Source organism: Vibrio sp. R78045 (assembly GCF_042466085.1).
Taxonomy (GTDB): domain Bacteria; phylum Pseudomonadota; class Gammaproteobacteria; order Enterobacterales; family Vibrionaceae; genus Vibrio; species Vibrio cyclitrophicus.
Window position 1 is genome coordinate 1,028,785 of sequence record NZ_JAXHBS010000018.1, and the last position, 19,213, is coordinate 1,047,997.

Here is a 19,213-nt window from a genome sequence, read left to right on the forward strand (position 1 = left end):
ACCGGATACCATCGATGCAAGAACAATATAACCCGCAAGAGATTGAACAAAAGGTTCAACAACACTGGGATAACAGCGAAACTTTCGTTGTAAGTGAAGACCCAAACAAAGAAAAATTCTACTGTCTTTCTATGTTCCCATACCCAAGTGGTCGACTGCACATGGGCCACGTGCGTAACTACACCATCGGTGATGTGGTATCTCGTTTCCAACGTCTACAAGGTAAAAACGTAATGCAACCAATCGGTTGGGATGCATTCGGCCTGCCTGCAGAAAATGCAGCTGTAAAAAACAACACGGCGCCGGCACCATGGACTTACGAAAACATTGAGTACATGAAAAACCAACTAAAGCTTTTAGGCTTTGGTTACGACTGGAACCGTGAATTCGCAACGTGTACACCTGAGTACTACCGTTGGGAGCAAGAGTTCTTCACCAAGCTTTACGAAAAAGGCCTAGTTTACAAGAAGACCTCTTCTGTGAACTGGTGTCCAAACGACCAAACTGTACTTGCAAACGAGCAAGTGGAAGACGGTTGCTGCTGGCGTTGTGACACTCCAGTAGAACAAAAGAAGATTCCACAGTGGTTCATTAAAATCACTGAATACGCTCAAGAGCTACTAGACGATCTAGATAACCTTGAAGGTTGGCCTGAAATGGTTAAAACCATGCAGCGTAACTGGATCGGTCGCTCTGAAGGTGTTGAGCTATCTTTCGCTGTTAACGGCGAAGAAGCACCGCTAGAAGTTTACACAACACGTCCAGACACGCTAATGGGTGTTTCTTACGTTGGTATCGCTGCTGGTCACCCACTTGCAGAGAAAGCATCGAAGAACAACCCTGAACTTGCAGCATTCGTTGATGAATGTCGCAACACGAAAGTGGCTGAAGCCGAATTAGCAACAATGGAAAAGAAAGGTATGGATACTGGCCTAACAGCTATCCACCCTCTTAACGGTCGTGTTGTGCCAGTTTACGTAGCAAACTTCGTTCTTATGGATTACGGCACAGGTGCGGTAATGGCGGTTCCAGCTCACGATCAACGTGATTACGAATTCGCAACTAAGTACGGTATCGATATCATTCCGGTAATCAAACCTGAAGATGGTTCTGAACTGGATGTATCTGAAGCGGCTTACACAGAGAAAGGTGTACTGTTCGATTCTGGCGAATTCGATGGTCTTGCGTTCCAAGAAGCATTCGATGCAATAGCTGCGAAACTTGAAGCTGAAGGCAAAGGTAAGAAAACAGTAAACTTCCGTCTACGTGACTGGGGTGTTTCTCGTCAGCGTTACTGGGGCGCTCCAATCCCAATGGTAACGACAGAAGACGGTGAAGTTCACCCAGTACCAGCAGACCAACTGCCCGTTATTCTTCCTGAAGACGTGGTAATGGATGGCGTTACTAGCCCAATCAAAGCAGACAAGTCTTGGGCTGAAACAACATTCAATGGCGAACCTGCGCTGCGTGAAACTGATACGTTTGATACTTTCATGGAATCTTCATGGTACTACGCACGTTACTGTTCACCACAAGCTGACGACATTCTAGATCCAGAAAAAGCAAACTACTGGCTACCGGTTGACCAATACGTTGGTGGTATCGAGCATGCTTGTATGCACCTGCTTTACTCTCGTTTCTTCCACAAGCTTCTACGTGATGCTGGTTACGTGACATCTGATGAACCGTTCAAGCAACTTCTATGTCAAGGCATGGTTCTGGCTGACGCGTTCTATCACGAAAACGAAAAAGGCACCAAAGAGTGGATTGCTCCGACTGACGTAACGGTTGAACGTGACGGTAAAGGTCGCATCGAAAAAGCAGTCGACGCTCAAGGCCGCGAAGTTGAACACTCAGGCATGATCAAAATGTCTAAGTCTAAAAACAACGGTATAGACCCACAAGAGATGGTAGACAAGTACGGCGCTGATACTGTACGTCTATTCATGATGTTTGCATCACCTGCAGATATGACTCTTGAGTGGCAAGAGTCTGGCGTTGAAGGTGCAAACCGTTTCCTTAAACGTGTTTGGAAACTGGTTCATGCTCACTCTTCTAAAGGTGCTGCTGAATCTGTTGATGCTTCTGCGCTATCTGGCGACCAGAAAGCACTTCGTCGTGATATCCACAAGACTATCGCGAAAGTAACGGACGATATCGGCCGTCGCCAAACGTTCAACACAGCCATCGCTGCAATCATGGAACTGATGAATAAGCTAGCGAAAGCACCTCAAGAATCTGTACAAGATCGTGCAATCCTTGATGAAGCACTAAAAGCTGTCGTTCGCATGCTTTACCCAATGACGCCACACATCTCTTACGAAATGTGGATTGCACTGGGTGAATCAAACGTAGATTCAGCAACATGGCCAACTTTCGATGAGAAAGCGCTAGTTGAAGACGAGAAGACTATCGTTGTAATGATCAACGGTAAGCTGCGTGCGAAACTGACTGTTGCTGCTGACGCAACCGAAGAGCAAGTTCGTGAACTTGGTCTAAACGATGAGAACGCTAAAAAGTTCCTAGATGACCTAACGATCCGTAAGGTTATCTTCGTACCAGGTAAGCTTCTAAACATCGTAGCTAACTAATATTGGCTAACTAATAGTTGTAGACTAAAACGAGCGAGTTTTAGTCTACAACTATAGCTGCTGAAGCGAACTTATTTTGTTTTTAGTAGTCTCTAGACAGGGTAGCTAATTACCCTGTCTACTTATTTAAGCGCTTTACTTTCAGTGACTAACCCCACGCCAAAAAGCTAAAGCCTTTAAATAAGTATTCTACCTTCATGAGAACCATCAAATAATGCGCCTGATTTCACTATCTTCATTGAAAGTTACTATTGTTATTCTAACCGTTAGCCTATTGAGTGCCTGTGGTTTCCACCTACGCGGTGATTACTCAGTGCCAGAAGAACTTAACAAGATCTCTGTGACCAGTTACGACCAATACAGCACGTTTACACGTATGATGAAAGGTCAGCTGCGTATGAACGATGTAGAAATTATCCCACCAGCTGGAAACACACCGAATTTGCATATTATTAGCGAAAGCGTGAGTGAGCGAACTCTATCTCTTTATCAAAATACTCGTGCGGCAGAGAAAGAGCTGACGTTCAGAGCTAGGTATCGCGTAACGATACCAGAGCTTGGTGATAAAACATTCTCGACTAGCGTAACCCGTAGCTATCTAGATAACCCGTTAACTGCACTTGCGAAGTCGGTTGAACGAGACATGATCGAAGATGAAATGCGTAAGTTGGCAACAAGCCAAATCCTTCGTCAGATGGCTCGATTAAAAGCCAACATAGCGGCAGATAACATGGACCTAGAAGCGTTAGAGCACGTTCAAGTAAAAGAACTTGAGAAGCAATACAACATCAAAAACATCGAAATTGAAGACGCAGAAACAGTACCGACTTCCGAAGAGCAGTCAACACTAAGCGAATCGGCTGAACAATAGGTTTATTTGATGCGTATTTTTGCCGATCGTTTACCTGAGCAACTTGCAAAGCAGCTAAGTAACGTTTATCTGATTTTTGGCAACGAGCCTTTGTTGCTGCAAGAAAGTCGAGAATCGATTCAAAAGGCAGCTAAAGAGCAAGGCTTCGATGAACGCCATCGCTTTGCGATTGATAATAGCCTCGACTGGAATCAAGTCTACGACTGCACTCAAGCGCTGAGCCTATTCTCTAGCCGTCAGATCATCGAACTTGAGCTACCAGAATCAGGAGTCAATGCGGCGATAGCCAAAGAGTTACTGGCAATCTCAGAGCATATCCACAGCGATATTCTGTTGGTCTTGATTGGTACGAAGCTAACCAAGGCTCAAGAAAGTGCTAAATGGTTTAAAGCACTGTCTAATCAGGGTCACTGGATCAGTTGCCTAACGCCAGATGTCAGCCGCTTACCTCAGTTTGTCCAAGCGCGCTGCCGTCAGATAGGCTTATCTCCAGACCCTGAAGCGATTCAAATGCTGGCACAATGGCATGAGGGTAATCTATTTGCTCTAACACAAAGCTTAGAAAAATTGGCGCTTCAATATCCAGACGGAAAGCTTACGTTAGTACGCTTAGAAGAGTCTCTAAGCCGCCACAATCACTTTACTCCCTTCCATTGGAGTGATGCATTACTGGCAGGTAAAGGCAATCGAGCACAACGAATTCTGAGACAATTGGAAGCGGAAGGTGTCGAGCCAGTTATCTTGCTGCGTAGCATACAGCGTGAACTTGCTCTGCTATTGCAAATGCAGCAACAAATGAAACAGATGCCGATCAGCCAAGTCTTTGAAAAGCACCGTATCTGGCAATCTAAAAAGCCTCTTTATAACGCCGCGCTAACAAGAGTTTCAATTTCTCAATTACACTCTTTGTTTGCGCTGCTCACACAAGCAGAATTGATGACAAAAACTCAATATGAACAGTCGCCTTGGCCACTAATTCATCAGTTAAGTGTAGAGTTTTGTCTCCCTACAGCTTCAATACCATTTCACGCATAAAAGCGTGTTATATTCTAGGGTCAATAGATCCTAAACAAAGCTAATTTCAGATTAAAGGAACACCCTGTGTTACGTGAAGAACTAAAAGATTTTCTTGCAGACAAAGCCGACGACATGAAAGCAGAATCGATTGTTACCATCGATGTAGAAGGCAAATCAAGTGTCACTGATTACATGATCGTTTGCACTGGTACTTCTAAGCGCCATGTTGCCTCTATTGCACAACATGTTGCTGATGAAGTCCGTAAAGCAGGTATGCAGCCACTAGGTATGGATGGTCAGCAAGAAGGTGAATGGGTTGTTCTAGATATGGGCACCAGCATGCTTCACGTTATGCAAGAAGAACATCGTGAACTTTACCAACTAGAAAAACTTTGGGGCTAAGCTTTGAAGATCCAGTTAATCGCAGTTGGTACAAAAATGCCAAAGTGGGTTGAAGAAGGGTTTAAAGAATATAAACGCCGCTTCCCTCATGATATGCCATTAGAACTCATTGAGATCACTGCGGGGAAACGCGGTAAAAATGCTGATATTGCACGAATTCTTCAAAAAGAAGGCGAAGCAATGTTGGCAGCGGTTCCAAAAGGAAATCGCATTGTCACGCTCGATATCCCAGGTAAAAAATGGGATACACCACAACTGGCTGAGCAATTGGAAAGTTGGAAACTGGATGGACGTGACGTTTCTATCCTGATTGGCGGGCCTGAAGGATTAGCTCCTGCATGTAAAGCGGCAGCAGATCAAAGCTGGTCTCTGTCTGCGCTTACTCTCCCTCACCCATTAGTACGCGTTATCATGGCTGAAAGCTTGTATCGAGCTTGGAGCATCACTGCTAACCATCCTTATCATCGAGAATAAGCGTTAATGTTACGTAAACGTAGCCAAATCCGTGATTACAAAGCAGAAGCACGACTATTTACTAGCCGTGCTTTTGTTGCGTTTATGGGGATCATAGTGATGATGTCGATGTTGGTCGTTAACCTGTATAACATTCAGGTCAACCAATATCAGGACTATAAAACTCGCTCTAACGACAACCGCATCAAGGTCGTGCCAATTGCACCTAACCGTGGTCTAATTTACGACCGAAACGGTGTACTCCTAGCTGAAAACCGTCCTGTTTTCAACCTAGAGATCATACCTGAAAAAATTAAAGATATGGATGATACGATCATCCGTTTGCAAACATTAATCGAGATTCCACCAGAACGAATCGAACGATTTAACCGTGAGCGTCGCAACTCACGACGTTTCAAATCAGTACCCATTCTAAATCAGCTTACCGAAGAACAGGTTGCGATCTTCTCTGTAAACCAACATAAATTCCCGGGAGTTGAAGTGACAGGAACGTTGAAGCGTTTCTATCCTTATGGTGATGTGCTGACTCACGTCATAGGCTATGTATCACGTATCAATGATCGCGATATGCAACGCTTAGTTCGAGAAGAGAAAGACGCTAATTACCAAGCTACACGCGATATCGGTAAGCTTGGTATAGAGCGCTATTATGAAGATATGTTACACGGCACGGCTGGTTATCAAGAAGTCGAAGTAAACAGTCGCGGGCGAGTGATCCGCACGCTCAAGTTTGTTCCTTCCGTTCCAGGCAAAGATATCGTGCTGAACTTAGATATCAAGCTGCAGTTATACGTACACAAACTACTCGATGGTCGACGTGGTTCGGCGGTCGTTCTCGATCCCAAAGACAATGGCGTACTAGCGATGGTCTCTAGCCCAAGCTATGATCCCAATGCATTTGTGCATGGTATTTCCTCTAAAGGTTATAACGCGCTATTGCAAAACAAAGATCGACCTTTGGTTAACCGTGCCACGTTGGGGATTTATCCGCCAGCGTCTACGATCAAACCGTTCATCGCGGTAGCTGCTTTACAAGAAGGCGTGATCACGCCAAATACAACACGTAATGACCCTGGTTATTGGAAAATACCAAACTCTAAGACAAAACCTTTCCGTGACTGGCTTCGCTGGGGTCACGGAGTCGTCGATATAGAGAAAGCAATTGAAGAGTCGGTAGATACCTTCTTTTACCAAATAGCCTTTGATCTAGGCATCGATCGCCTATCTAAATGGATGATGATGTTTGGCTTCGGTGATTACACTGGCATCGATATTCACGAAGAAAGTAAAGCCAATATGCCAACGCGTGAATGGAAAATGGCAAGACACCGTGTGCCTTGGTATCAAGGTGATACGATCCCTGTTGGTATTGGCCAAGGCTACTGGACAGCGACACCGATGCAAATCGCGAAGGCAACCTCAGTATTAGTTAATGAAGGGGAAGTAATCGCCCCTCACTTGTTGCGCTCAACAATTGATAATGGTCAGCCATTCGATGAACAAACAGTATCGGAAATCGAAACCTATCCACCGGTCACTGGGGTTAAACAAAAATATTGGGATATCGCACAAGAAGGCATGAGGTTGGTAAACCACGGACGCAAAGGAACGGCAAGGCGTTCGTTCCAGAATATGTCTTACCAAACCGCTGGTAAATCAGGTACCGCACAAGTCTTTGGCCTAAAAGAAGATGAAGAGTACAACGCTGACGAAATCGCAGAGCATTTACGCGATCACGCACTCTTTACTGGTTATGCGCCTTTTGAAGATCCGGAAGCGGTTGTGACTATCGTATTAGAAAACGCAGGTGGTGGTTCATCAAATGGCGGCCCTGTCGTCAGAAAAATATTGGACCACATAATCCTCGCTAAAGAAGATGAAAGTAAGGCAACGAAATAATGAAACTTGATCCTTCTACCGGACGAAATAGAGCCTTGTTTGAAAGGCTGCATATCGACCTACCACTATTACTCGGCATTCTTGTCTTAATGGGTTTTGCCTTATTGATCATGTATAGCGCCAGTGGACAAAGCCTCGCGATGATGGACCGCCAAGCGATGCGTATGGTGCTGTCTTTAGGTGTGATGATCTTCTTAGCGCAACTTTCACCCCGAACCTATGAAACCTTGGCACCGCTACTGTTTGCAGGCGGTGTCATCTTGTTGTTAGGCGTGTTGTTCTTTGGTGAAGCCTCTAAAGGTGCGCAGCGCTGGTTGAACTTTGGCTTTATCAGATTCCAGCCCTCAGAACTGCTAAAGCTTGCAGTACCTTTAATGCTGGCTCGATTTATCGGTAAGCGCTCACTTCCACCGACTTTCCAAACTTTGGCTATCTCGTTGGTAATGGTGTTTGTACCCACGATTCTTATCGCTAAGCAGCCCGACTTAGGCACTTCAATACTCATTGCAGCATCTGGTATCTTTGTGATATTCCTTGCTGGTATCAGCTGGAAAATTATAGCGAGTGCTGCGATTGCCCTGGGCGCATTTATTCCGATTTTGTGGTTCTTCTTGATGCGCGAATATCAAAAAGTACGTGTAAGAACCCTTTTTGATCCTGAATCAGATCCATTAGGTGCGGGTTACCACATTATCCAGAGTAAGATTGCGATAGGTTCTGGTGGGATATCAGGAAAAGGTTGGTTGCAAGGTACTCAGTCCCAACTGGAATTCATTCCAGAAAGACACACCGACTTCATCTTTGCTGTCATTGCAGAAGAATGGGGCATGATCGGAATTTTGTTCTTACTTGCTATCTACCTATTCATTATTGGACGTGGCTTAGTACTTGCTAGCCAGGCTCAAACAGCATTCGGTAGAATGATGGGCGGCAGCATTGTACTGAGCTTCTTTGTCTATATATTTGTAAACATAGGCATGGTAAGTGGCATTCTTCCAGTGGTTGGGGTTCCTCTTCCTTTGGTTAGCTATGGTGGTACTTCAATGGTTACCCTAATGGCTGGTTTTGGTATTTTAATGTCAATCCATACACACAGAAAAGCATTTTCAAAGGCGACTTAATCGATGTCTATCAATACAACGTTAATCAAAAAAGCCCCCTTTGTTGATAGGCTGTCAATCAAAAAGATAGTCTCGATAGTAGGCTTAGCGATGGTAATCAACGGTTGTTCTTCTCAGAAACCAACAGGCCGCTATGACATTGATTCGGATATTGCGCCAGATACGCCAATATCAGTCGAGCACTTAGAAGATGCTCACCCTCAGTATGAACCTTACAGTTTAGGCGGTAATAATAACTACACTCTGCGTGGTGAAGATTACAAAATCGTCAGGAAAACAGAAGGGTTTACCGAGAAAGGAAAAGCCTCTTGGTACGGTAAGAAATTTCATGGTCATTTAACATCAAATGGTGAGATCTATGACATGTATTCGATGTCTGCTGCTCACAAAACCTTGCCAATTCCAAGCTATGTAAAAGTGACGAATACCGACAATAATAAAACGACGATTGTTCGTATCAATGACCGAGGTCCATTCCATGAAGGCCGAATTATTGACCTTAGTTATGCGGCGGCTTACAAGCTCGATGTTTTGAGAACGGGCACAGCTAATGTTGAGATTGAAGTCATCACTGTGGCTATGCCAACTGACGCAAATAAAAAGGCGGCTTTACCGCAATTTATTATTCAAGTGGCCACATCACCTCATAAAGATAGAACTGAGAAGTTAGCCAAAGATTTAGGCGAAAAGCTAGCAGTAGCAACGTTTTTGCAGCCAAATGATGACAACTACCGATTGATGCTTGGGCCATTTCATGACTATGCTCTGACTCAAGAGAAATTGGAACAAGTTAAGCTAATGGGTTACCCGTCAGCTTATATAAAGAAACACACGCTAACCCGCTAATTAATCTAACAGTTACTTCTGGTAATCAGCGCTCTGGTGTGACAGAGTGATTCTGTTAATATATGAATAGTTCACCAAATAATTGCATTCAAAATGATTAAATCTAATAAACTTGTTAAATCGATTTTTGCTACTTCTGTTGCTCTTTCTGCAACGATAGCTACATCGTCATTCGCCGCTCCTATTGTTGTTCCTGATGCACCTCAAATCGCCGCTAAGGGTTTTGTTCTGATGGATTACCATTCAGGCAAAGTACTAGCAGAGAAAGAGATGAACACTCAGCTTTCTCCAGCAAGTTTAACCAAGATGATGACGAGCTACGTGATCGGCCAAGAGCTGGATCGTGGCAACATCAATCTAACCGATGACGTTGTTATCAGTGAAAATGCTTGGGCTAAAAACTTCCCTGATTCTTCTAAGATGTTCGTGGAAGTGGGTACAACCGTGAAGGTTGAAGAGCTGAACCGTGGCATCATCATTCAATCAGGTAATGATGCTTGTGTTGCAATGGCTGAGCACATTGCAGGTTCTGAAGATGCATTTGTTGACCTAATGAACGCATGGGCAAGCTCTATCGGCATGAAAGACACGCACTTTGCTAATGTGCACGGTCTAGATAACCCGAATCTGTACTCTACCCCTTACGATATGGCTCTACTTGGTCAGGCACTCATTCGTGACGTTCCTGATGAGTACCGTATCTACTCAGAGAAAAAATTTACATACAACGGCATCACCCAATACAACCGTAATGGTCTGTTATGGGATAAAAGTATGAACGTTGATGGCATCAAAACGGGCCACACAAGTAACGCAGGTTACAGCCTAGTAAGCTCAGCGACAGAAGGCAAAATGCGCCTAGTTGCTGTTGTTATGGGCACTAAAAATGCTAACGCTCGTAAAACAGAAAGCAAAAAGCTACTAAGCTACGGCTTCCGTTTCTTCGAAACAGTGGCACCGCACACAGCTGGAGAAACCTTCGTAGAAGAAAAGATCTGGATGGGTAGCCAAGATACTGTGGCACTGGGTGTAGACGAAGATACATTCGTTACTCTACCTCGAGGCCAAGCTAAGAACCTGAAAGCAAGTTTCGTTCTTGAAAAAGAACTTGAAGCACCAATCAGCAAAGGCGATGTAGTTGGTAAACTATTCTACCAAGTCGACGGTGAAGACGTAGCTGAATACCCACTACTAGCACTTGAAGATGTCGACCAAGGCAGCCTATTCAGCCGTCTATGGGACTACCTAGTTCTTCTGTTCAAGGGTTTATTCTAAACAAGCTAAAGGTTTGTTCTAAGTAAAACCGAACTTGTTGTATAGCTAACCTAATGAGTAAGTTCATGATTTACTCATTAGTGAACTAAAAGCCGCTCTGTGCGGCTTTTGTTGATCTTGAGTTCGGTGATATTTACACGTAATATTCCGCCTTATTATTCGTGTCTGTTGACCGAAAACGTTTTTTATCGACATTTCGCCTATTTGCGAGATTCTAGCCTTTTGGAGCTAATCATGAACATCAATTCTGATGCAAAACTAAAAGATCTCTTAGAGTTCCCTTGTTCATTCACTTATAAAGTTATGGGCCACGCGAAGCCAGAACTGACTGAGCTAGTGCTAGAAGTGATTCAGCGTCATGCTCCTGGTGACTACAGCCCAACGCTAAAACCGAGTGCAAAAGGTAACTACCACTCTGTTTCTATCAACATTACAGCGACATCAATTGAGCAAGTAGAAACGCTATATAAAGAACTGGGCGAGATCGAAATCGTTCGTATGGTTCTGTAATCTTCGATTACACATGAAAACAGCGGCTTATTGCCGCTGTTTTTGTTTAAAGCGACCTATCAGCACCCAAAACATTCAACTTAATTTTCAATAAATACAAAGAAAGTTGAAAAACCTTGCAGTCCGTCTGTAGTTAGAATCATGTTTCGCGTTTATAATGCGTTCACTTTATTAATCCTTGAGGGAGTGCTGCTTTGCAAAATAAGCTAATCGTAAAAAAATTAGGCCGTCAGGATTACGAACCTGTGTGGAAAGCCATGCATAAGTTCACAGACGAACGCACGGAAGAAGACGTAGACCAAATTTGGTTGGTTGAACACAACCCTGTCTTCACTCAAGGACAAGCAGGTAAAGCTGAGCATGTATTAAATGCTGGTGATATCCCTGTGATACAAAGCGATCGCGGTGGCCAAGTGACTTATCATGGTCCAGGTCAGTTAGTCGCTTACTTTCTGATTAACATCCGCCGCAAGAAATTTGGAGTTCGCGATTTGGTGACTCATATCGAGAACCTCGTAATCAATACTCTGAAAGCTTACAATATAGATTCATCTGCCCGACCTGACGCTCCTGGTGTTTATGTCGATGGCAAGAAAATCTGTTCACTTGGATTGCGTATTCGACGTGGCTGTTCGTTCCATGGGCTAGCACTCAACGTCGATATGGACCTGTCTCCATTTCTTCGTATTAACCCGTGTGGTTACCAAGGGATGGAAATGGCGCAGGTAAGCCAACTCGGCGGGCCAAGTGAACTAGAAAACGTTGAGCAACAGTTAATACAAGAGCTCGTAGAGCTACTCGGCTATGACCAAGTAGACATTCAGGCCACCAGTAACATTACAGCAGAAGCATAAAATCATGAGCAAACCAATCCAAATGGAAAAAGGCGTTAAATATCGTGACGCTGACAAAATGGCATTAATTCCCGTAAAGAATATGCCTGCTGAACAGAAAGAAGTTTTACGTAAGCCAGAATGGATGAAGATTAAACTTCCTTCAGACAGCCATCGTATCCAAGAAATCAAATCAGCAATGCGTAAAAACAACCTGCACTCAGTTTGTGAAGAAGCGTCTTGCCCTAACCTAGCCGAGTGTTTTAACCACGGTACGGCAACGTTTATGATTCTTGGCGCTATCTGTACTCGTCGCTGCCCTTTCTGTGATGTTGCCCATGGTCGTCCTGTTGCTCCTGAAACAGAAGAGCCGAAGAAACTGGCTAAGACGATTAAAGATATGAAACTGAAGTATGTAGTAATCACCTCGGTTGACCGTGATGACCTGCGTGATGGTGGTGCTCAGCACTTTGCTGACTGTAACCGTGAAATTCGCGAACAGAATCCAAACATTCGCATTGAAACACTGGTTCCAGATTTCCGTGGTCGTATGGACGTTGCACTTGATCTAATGAAAGACAACCCGCCAGATGTTTTTAACCACAATCTAGAGACAGCGCCGCGCTTATACCGTAAAGCTCGTCCAGGCGCGAACTACAAGTGGTCTCTCGATCTGTTGAGAAAATTCAAAGAGCAGCACCCAGACATTCCAACGAAGTCAGGTGTGATGATGGGGCTTGGTGAGACGAAAGAAGAGATCGTTCAAGTGCTGAAAGACCTTCGTGAACATGGTGTAACGATGCTAACACTTGGCCAATATCTTGCGCCAAGCCGTCACCACTTACCCGTTGAACGTTACGTGCCACCTTCAGAGTTTGATGAGCTGAAAGAAATTGCTCTAGAACTAGGCTTCACTCACGCAGCTTGTGGCCCGTTTGTACGTTCTTCTTACCATGCAGACTTACAAGCACAAGGTATGGAAATTAAGTAGTCACGATTACTTAACTAAAAATACAAAGGCGCTGACTATTATGTTCAGCGCCTTTTTTCTATCTTGCAAATTCAGCTATACCTTCATATCGAAACAACAAAGCCACTCCCTATGAGTGGCTTTGTGCTTAACATTTCAAGTTCTGAGTGTTTAGGTTCAGATGAGCTCTGCGTTAACCAAATGAAGCCCAGATAACCGTCGCCACTAAGATTGGGCACACGAACTTCACATACATTGGCCAAACCTTACCAAACCAACCCAATTGGAAGTCAGGGCAACCTTGCTCAAGCTCTTTCACTTTTGAAGCTCGGCTCCATACCCAACCACCAAATAGGCAAAACATCAGTGCAGCAACCGGTTGAAGGTACTGAGTCGCTATCATCGCAACCATTCCAAACATCGCGGCAAAGTTGTAAACAATCACCACACTGAACAGTGCAATAACACCACCAATCACCCAACTCGTTGGTGTTCGTCTGGTATTGAAACGCTCACTCACTAGCGCTACAGGCCCTTCCAGCATCGAAATCGATGAAGTCAGCGCGGCAATCGTTAGCAACAAAAAGAAGACAATCGCGAAGATCTGACCAAGTACGCCTAAACTGTCAAACATCAAAGGCAGAACCGTGAATACTAGCGTATCAGAGCTTAATAATGAGCCATCTTCAGCGTAGATTTGAACACCTTTTTGCATCGCAACAAACATTGCTGGCATCACAACTAAACCCGCAATAAAAGCAACAGCTGTATCAACTAAAGTAACGTTCATTGCCATTTTTGGTAAATTCTCTTTCTTGCTTAAGTAAGAGCCATAAACCAACATTGAACAACCACCAATGGTGAGCGAGAAGAACCCCTGTCCCATTGCCGCCAGAATCAGTTTTCTATCCCACACTTTCTCGAAGTCTGGAACTAGGTAATGTTTTAGACCTTCCATCGCGCCAGATTGCGTCATGATGTAAATAAACAATAAACCAAACAAAACAAACAGCGCAGGCATCAAACGAGTCGACCATTTCTCGATACCTTGCTTAACACCGCCCTGAACAATCAAAATAGTCAGCACATAGAATGCGACAGTGCCAAATACATTTCGCTCAACACTGAAGCCTTTAAACCAATCCGCAGCAGCCTCCAGACCAATCAGATCAGCGACAGCACCAATTAGGAAGCAGATCAACCAGCCACCAACAATACTATAAAATGCCAACACGGCGCTTGGCACACTCAATCCGACCCAACCGACAAACTCACCGACTTTCTTACCCAAAGGGCTAGTGGTCAACGAGCGCATACTATCGACAGGATTTGCTTGACCATGACGGCCAATCGCCATCTCAACCACCAGCATAGGGAAGGCAACTACGAAGATCATGATCAAATAGACAAGAAGAAAGGCACCACCACCGTTACTGGCAACTTGAGTTGGGAACCCCCAAATATTACCCAAACCAACAGCTGCCCCCGCCGCTGCCAAAATAAAACCTAAACGAGAGCTGAAATGCTCTCTTGAAGAGGATGATTGTTGATCCATATTGCCCGCACAAAAATCAGTGAACTAGTTGAGGAGTACAGTAATAAAAAGCAATGATAGGCACAACTAATAAATGAACAATTCTCTAATTTTTACAATCAATACGCTATTTATAACCACATAGTTAACAAATAACTGGTCTTATCGTTTACTGGATAACGACAAAACGAGATGCGGGCTAAGAAAAATAGAGTATCTCGAGTTAGTTGCTCGTGCGGCTGAACCCATAGCTCCATAAACACCTACATCCATAAAGACACACATACAAAAAGAGCACCAACCGGTGCTCTTATTCTTCATCGTTAAATTCAGATTAAATAGTGAATACTTGATAGTCTTTTAGGTTAGGGATGATTTCATGCAATTCTTTCTCTTGTTCTGCCATCTCATCAAGAGAATCACAGAACTCAGTGCCTTCCTCTTCCATTTGTTGAGCATGCTCTTTCATCCGCTCTTCAACTTTAAGCTTTAATTCAGCCATACTATCAGCCAATTCGGTAAGGTTTAAACCACCGTCTTGCTTCATCTTTTCAGACATCGCATTAAAGGCACTTGAGATAAACTCTTGGTTAAAGATCTCCTTAGCCTTTTCGAAATCTTCAGACCAGCCATTGGCCATAGAATCGAAACTGTCAGCCGGCAGGACTAACTCGCCATCTTTATAGTAACGAGACTCTAATTCAGCAAAGTACGTTTTCATTGATTCTTTTACATTATCAAACGACTCTGGAGAATCTAGGCTGGCAGCGATGTCATCAATAACATCATTCGCCAAGGCTAAGCTGTCATTCGCCATTTGTTTTGCACGAGGCAAATACTCATTCATGCTGTCGCGGTATTTTTCAATCGCCGCTTGTTGAACGGCATCAAGTGCCACCTTTTCACCATGAATATAAAGATCGTTGTTGCCATCGAGAATCGCTGTATCACCGTTTACTTGATGGATTTCGACTTTTTGATCATCAATTCGTAATTCATTCTTCAAATCAACTCGACACTGGGCAGCAAAAGTTGGCAGGCTCACAAAAGAGATTACCGCTGTTAACGATGCGATTAATACATTGTTTTTCGTAAATACATTGCTTTTCATAACATCCTCTCATTAATCTGACTAATGACTATACCCTTGGTTTATGCTTCTTTGTCAGAGAAACGTTTATATTTATTGGTCTAATATTCAGTCAATCGATACCACTTCATAGAAAAATCGCTTATCAGCAACCATGAACTCAACCTCATCACCGATTTCTTTACCCATTAGAGCCTGACCAAAAGGTGCGTTCACCGTTACGATAGCAACCTCATTATCATTCCACGCGACAGAAAGTCCTCCGACTCTTGGCCCAATGAAAAAGTGTTTACATTCATCATTTTCGTCAATAACCACAACATAGCTGCTTACTGCAATCTTTTCACTGTCTCGTAAGACGAGATTTCGGTAGCACTGGATATCATCTTCACACTCCTGCACTCGCATCGCTTGACCATGGGCAAGATATGAAGCTTCTAGTGCCAATGTATCGTACTTATGCTCAGGTACTGTCTCTTCATCTGTCGCAGCGTCAATGGCGCGTTGAGTCGCAGATTGTGCGATACGTAATCGGGATTCAAGTTGCTCTATGATTATTTGTAGAAGCTCAGACTTATTCATACTTTTGAAGTGCTTTTCTATAGGAGCTACAGAATAGAATTAGGTACAATCAGGTGCAAGACATTTGATTCATAAAGCAGCGCTATCATCGAGAGGTGACCGCTTTAGCATCAATACGACACTTAATAACTCAGGTAGAGCATAAATGATTGAGCAGAAGTTAAAACAAGTATTCGGATTCGACTCACTGCGTAATGGGCAAAAGCAAGTCATTGATAATGTTCTATCTGGACACTCTACTGCCGCGATATTCCCTACAGGCTCAGGCAAGTCGCTTTGCTATCAATTACCAGCACTAGAGCTACCACACTTAACCTTAGTGATATCTCCACTGTTAGCCTTAATGAAAGACCAGCTCAACTTCTTGCACAGCAAAGGCATAAGCGCGGCCGCCATCGAATCAAGCCAAGACAGGCAAACCGCCCAACAAGTGATGCAGTCGGTACGTAACGGAGACACCAAGATCCTGATGATCTCGGTCGAACGCCTGAAGAATGAACGCTTTCGTCAGTTTATTTCCCAAGTACCGATCTCGTTACTCGTGGTCGACGAAGCGCACTGTATTTCAGAATGGGGGCACAACTTCAGACCAGACTACTTGAAGCTGCCTCAATACCAAAAACAGCTCAATATTCCTCAAGTATTGCTGCTCACAGCAACCGCAACAACATCTGTTATCCAAGATATGAAATCTAAGTTTGAGATCGCTGAAGAGCGTGTTGTGGTCACGGGTTTCTATCGTCAAAACCTCGACCTATCGATTCAACCTTGTGAGCAAACTAATAAGCTAGAAACCTTGTGTAATGTCGTTAACCAGGTATCTCAAGCGCCAACCATTGTTTATGTCACTCTTCAGCAAACGGCAGAAATGGTAGCTCAACAGCTTCGTAATGCTGGCATTAACGCCGTAGCTTATCATGCGGGTCTTAAGCCAGAAAATAGAGATACGATTCAACAACAATTCATGAATAACGAAGTGAACTGTATTGTGGCTACGATTGCTTTTGGAATGGGTGTCGACAAATCAAATATTCGACGAGTCATTCACTTCGACCTACCAAAATCGATAGAAAATTACTCGCAAGAGATTGGACGAGCAGGACGAGATGGTCAGCCATCTGAATGTATTTTACTCGCCAACAAGTATGGCCTAAGTACTCTAGAGAACTTTGTCTTTGGCGACACGCCAGACAACATATCCATTCAAGCGGTCTTAAAAGAGATATACGAAAACCAGAACATTGGTGCTTCTGGCACGAACCAATGGGAAATCATGCTCAACCAACTATCGCGAGAGTCCAACATTCGTCAGTTACCGCTCAAAACACTACTGGTGTATCTCGAAATTGAAGGTGTGATTGAGCCTAAATACAGCTACTTTGCTGATTATAAGTTTAAGTTCATTCGCCCTAAGCAGCAGATCACGGAGCAGTTTCAAGGAGAACGTCGACACTTCGTAGAAGCAATTTTCCAATGTTCTCCTCAAGCGAGAGTTTGGTGCCAAGTTGATTTCGATGCGTTGTGGACACACTTCCAGGCTGATCGTCAGCGTGTTGTTGCGGCTATCGATTACTTTAATGAACAAGGCTGGATTGAGCTAGAAAGTAAGCAGATCACGGATGTGTATACAATCCACAATACCTCTGAAGATATGATGCAACTGTCGGAACGTCTAACTGAGCTATTTAAGGCGAAAGAAAACAGTGAAATCAACCGTCTTAACCAAATGCTGAGTTTCTTTGAAGGCGATACTTGCCTAAGCTCTCGTCTTGCGAGCTATTTTGCCGATGACAAAGCGCCAACAAACTGTGGTCACTGCTCTGTATGTCGAGGAGAAATTGCAATACTACCAACTGTCGATGTTGAATCGGTTGACGATGAGACTGTGATGACATGGATTCATGAGTTCGTATCTAAGAGTCAACAATTGATTACCGACGAAGCCATTACTCGTTTTCTATGCGGAATCGCCACCCCGCTTTCAACCAAGCTTAAAGCCAATAAAATGGTGGGTTACGGAAAATTAGAACAACAGCCATTCAGTGATACCTTAGCGCGAGTTAAACAGCTTCCTAGGTAAGCCAACTTCCATATTTAGATAAACCGATTAGGCTGTGAAGTCTAGTCGGTATTCAAACACCAGCACTTCTAAACTCAAGCTCTCAACGCCTTCCCCTAAAAGAAACTCAACTGACGCATTTGGTCTTTGGGTTGCAGCATTACGCTTAAACCAAGAAGGCGTATTTCTCGCCCCTGTTGTCTTTTCAGTATTTCACTTAACAGTTCTTTGAAGTGTTCGCGATCTAAAGAGGCGTGGATGTGTTCAATAGTGGTTTGTTGAAAATCAGCAAACTTGAGCTTAATTCCTTGCTTGATAATCGCTTTACTTGGACTGGCTTTTTCTAAACGAGTTTCAAGTTCAGGAAATAGCTTATCTTCTATCACCTGCCAACACTCAGCATATGTTGATATGTTCTGAGTGAAGGTACGTTCTACGCCTACCGACTTTCTCTCTCGCTCAATGATAACTTCTCGATCATCAATGCCGTGGCTACGCTTCCAAAGTGATGCACCTTGGCGGCCAAACCTCAGTAGTAAGTCTCGATAGTCAGATTCTTTAATGTCCTTACAAGTAAAGAAACCCGATTGATGCAGCTTCTCAATACTCACCTTACCAACACCGGGAATCTTTTCGAGTGGTAATTCGTCAATAACAGCTTGTACGTCTTGAGGCGGAATAACAAACTGACCATTGGGCTTGTTCAGATCTGAAGCCACTTTCGCCAAGAACTTTATTGGGGCAATGCCAGCAGAAGCCGTCAGGTTGAGTTCATTCCAAATATCACGACGAATCGACTCCGCAATCAATGTTGCTGAACCAAGACACTGCTTCGAATCCGTAACATCAAGAAAGGCTTCATCCAAAGACAGAGGTTCAATGATGGATGTATATCGAGAAAATATCTCACGAATCTTTTTAGAGGTCTCTACATAGACCGGCATCCTTCCTGGAACAACTAGCAAACCAGGGCACAGTTGTAGAGCTTTAGCTGTCGGCATTGCAGAACGAACACCAAACTTTCGCGCTTCGTAATTACACGTACTCAAAACACCGCGCTGTTTTTCATGACCACCCACTGCGAGCGGTCGATTCCGATAAGACGGGTTATCTCGCATTTCTACAGCTGCGGTATTTAA

At 43.9% G+C, this 19,213-nt stretch carries 17 protein-coding genes; 13 read left to right on the plus strand and 4 right to left on the minus strand.

Features of this window, described 5'->3' with window-relative positions; genetic code table 11:
* The first annotated feature begins 14 nt into the window (after positions 1-14).
* From leuS to lipA, 12 genes are all read left to right on the plus strand, one after another.
* Positions 15-2,591, plus strand: a complete 2,577-nt coding sequence (gene leuS, locus SJY39_RS26515) for a leucine--tRNA ligase (protein WP_010439121.1) — start codon at positions 15-17, stop codon at positions 2,589-2,591.
* A 214-nt stretch (positions 2,592-2,805) separates the two neighbouring features.
* The gene (lptE, locus tag SJY39_RS26520) at positions 2,806-3,462 is read left to right on the plus strand and encodes an LPS assembly lipoprotein LptE (protein ID WP_010439119.1); all 657 of its coding nucleotides are present in this window, start codon (positions 2,806-2,808) and stop codon (positions 3,460-3,462) included.
* Between the two features lie 9 nt (positions 3,463-3,471).
* On the plus strand, positions 3,472-4,497 hold the full coding sequence (holA, locus tag SJY39_RS26525; RefSeq protein ID WP_016793089.1) for a DNA polymerase III subunit delta: 1,026 nt from the start codon (positions 3,472-3,474) through the stop codon (positions 4,495-4,497).
* Between the two features lie 66 nt (positions 4,498-4,563).
* Positions 4,564-4,881, plus strand: coding sequence for a ribosome silencing factor (gene rsfS / locus SJY39_RS26530; RefSeq protein ID WP_004735247.1), 318 nt, complete (start codon positions 4,564-4,566; stop codon positions 4,879-4,881).
* A gap of 3 nt (positions 4,882-4,884) precedes the next feature.
* The gene (rlmH, locus tag SJY39_RS26535) at positions 4,885-5,355 is read left to right on the plus strand and encodes a 23S rRNA (pseudouridine(1915)-N(3))-methyltransferase RlmH (RefSeq protein ID WP_004735246.1); all 471 of its coding nucleotides are present in this window, start codon (positions 4,885-4,887) and stop codon (positions 5,353-5,355) included.
* 6 nt (positions 5,356-5,361) lie between these two features.
* Positions 5,362-7,254: a penicillin-binding protein 2 gene (gene mrdA, locus SJY39_RS26540; protein ID WP_016785975.1), complete on the plus strand. Its 1,893-nt coding sequence runs from the start codon at positions 5,362-5,364 to the stop codon at positions 7,252-7,254.
* Positions 7,254-8,375 (plus strand): rod shape-determining protein RodA, encoded by a 1,122-nt coding sequence (rodA, locus tag SJY39_RS26545; RefSeq protein ID WP_010439095.1) that lies wholly within the window; start codon positions 7,254-7,256, stop codon positions 8,373-8,375. Before mrdA ends, rodA begins: the two co-directional genes overlap by 1 nt.
* A 3-nt stretch (positions 8,376-8,378) precedes the next feature.
* The gene (locus SJY39_RS26550) at positions 8,379-9,221 is read left to right on the plus strand and encodes a septal ring lytic transglycosylase RlpA family protein (RefSeq protein WP_010439092.1); all 843 of its coding nucleotides are present in this window, start codon (positions 8,379-8,381) and stop codon (positions 9,219-9,221) included.
* Positions 9,222-9,314: 93 nt separating this feature from the next.
* Complete coding sequence (locus SJY39_RS26555; RefSeq protein WP_010439089.1) at positions 9,315-10,496, plus strand: serine hydrolase; 1,182 nt, start codon at positions 9,315-9,317, stop codon at positions 10,494-10,496.
* 231 nt (positions 10,497-10,727) lie between these two features.
* Positions 10,728-11,006 carry a DUF493 family protein YbeD gene (gene ybeD, locus SJY39_RS26560; RefSeq protein WP_026084358.1) on the plus strand — a complete coding sequence of 93 codons (279 nt, stop codon included), beginning with the start codon at positions 10,728-10,730 and terminating at the stop codon, positions 11,004-11,006.
* 194 nt (positions 11,007-11,200) lie between these two features.
* Positions 11,201-11,860, plus strand: coding sequence for a lipoyl(octanoyl) transferase LipB (gene lipB / locus SJY39_RS26565; protein ID WP_010439081.1), 660 nt, complete (start codon positions 11,201-11,203; stop codon positions 11,858-11,860).
* A gap of 4 nt (positions 11,861-11,864) precedes the next feature.
* Complete coding sequence (lipA, locus tag SJY39_RS26570; protein WP_010439078.1) at positions 11,865-12,830, plus strand: lipoyl synthase; 966 nt, start codon at positions 11,865-11,867, stop codon at positions 12,828-12,830.
* Between the two features lie 172 nt (positions 12,831-13,002).
* On the opposite strand, the gene SJY39_RS26575 is transcribed toward lipA, so the two are convergent.
* The 3 genes from SJY39_RS26575 to SJY39_RS26585 all read right to left on the minus strand — a co-directional run bounded on the left by SJY39_RS26575 (position 13,003) and on the right by SJY39_RS26585 (position 16,015).
* Positions 13,003-14,364 (minus strand): sodium-dependent transporter, encoded by a 1,362-nt coding sequence (locus SJY39_RS26575; protein ID WP_016768331.1) that lies wholly within the window; start codon positions 14,362-14,364, stop codon positions 13,003-13,005.
* Between the two features lie 313 nt (positions 14,365-14,677).
* The gene (locus SJY39_RS26580; protein WP_016793090.1) at positions 14,678-15,454 is read right to left on the minus strand and encodes a YggN family protein; all 777 of its coding nucleotides are present in this window, start codon (positions 15,452-15,454) and stop codon (positions 14,678-14,680) included.
* Between the two features lie 87 nt (positions 15,455-15,541).
* Positions 15,542-16,015, minus strand: a complete 474-nt coding sequence (locus SJY39_RS26585) for a GreA/GreB family elongation factor (RefSeq protein WP_016784781.1) — start codon at positions 16,013-16,015, stop codon at positions 15,542-15,544.
* A 145-nt stretch (positions 16,016-16,160) separates the two neighbouring features.
* On the opposite strand from SJY39_RS26585, the gene SJY39_RS26590 reads away from it, so the two are divergent.
* The gene (locus SJY39_RS26590) at positions 16,161-18,095 is read left to right on the plus strand and encodes an ATP-dependent DNA helicase RecQ (RefSeq protein ID WP_010439066.1); all 1,935 of its coding nucleotides are present in this window, start codon (positions 16,161-16,163) and stop codon (positions 18,093-18,095) included.
* A gap of 95 nt (positions 18,096-18,190) precedes the next feature.
* On the opposite strand, the gene dinB is transcribed toward SJY39_RS26590, so the two are convergent.
* Positions 18,191-19,192, minus strand: a complete 1,002-nt coding sequence (dinB, locus tag SJY39_RS26595) for a DNA polymerase IV (protein ID WP_029189287.1) — start codon at positions 19,190-19,192, stop codon at positions 18,191-18,193.
* Positions 19,193-19,213 lie beyond the last annotated feature (21 nt).

Bases quoted from the DNA above. Each gene is read 5' to 3' on its own strand.
- leuS (WP_010439121.1), top strand. From the start codon at position 15: ATGCAAGAACAATATAACCCGCAAGAGATTGAACAAAAGGTTCAACAA.
- lptE (WP_010439119.1), top strand. From the start codon at position 2,806: ATGCGCCTGATTTCACTATCTTCATTGAAAGTTACTATTGTTATTCTA.
- holA (WP_016793089.1), top strand. From the start codon at position 3,472: ATGCGTATTTTTGCCGATCGTTTACCTGAGCAACTTGCAAAGCAGCTA.
- mrdA (WP_016785975.1), top strand. From the start codon at position 5,362: ATGTTACGTAAACGTAGCCAAATCCGTGATTACAAAGCAGAAGCACGA.
- rodA (WP_010439095.1), top strand. From the start codon at position 7,254: ATGAAACTTGATCCTTCTACCGGACGAAATAGAGCCTTGTTTGAAAGG.
- SJY39_RS26550 (WP_010439092.1), top strand. From the start codon at position 8,379: ATGTCTATCAATACAACGTTAATCAAAAAAGCCCCCTTTGTTGATAGG.
- SJY39_RS26555 (WP_010439089.1), top strand. From the start codon at position 9,315: ATGATTAAATCTAATAAACTTGTTAAATCGATTTTTGCTACTTCTGTT.
- lipA (WP_010439078.1), top strand. From the start codon at position 11,865: ATGAGCAAACCAATCCAAATGGAAAAAGGCGTTAAATATCGTGACGCT.
- SJY39_RS26575 (WP_016768331.1), bottom strand. From the start codon at position 14,364: ATGGATCAACAATCATCCTCTTCAAGAGAGCATTTCAGCTCTCGTTTA.
- SJY39_RS26580 (WP_016793090.1), bottom strand. From the start codon at position 15,454: ATGAAAAGCAATGTATTTACGAAAAACAATGTATTAATCGCATCGTTA.
- SJY39_RS26585 (WP_016784781.1), bottom strand. From the start codon at position 16,015: ATGAATAAGTCTGAGCTTCTACAAATAATCATAGAGCAACTTGAATCC.
- SJY39_RS26590 (WP_010439066.1), top strand. From the start codon at position 16,161: ATGATTGAGCAGAAGTTAAAACAAGTATTCGGATTCGACTCACTGCGT.
- dinB (WP_029189287.1), bottom strand. From the start codon at position 19,192: ATGCGAGATAACCCGTCTTATCGGAATCGACCGCTCGCAGTGGGTGGT.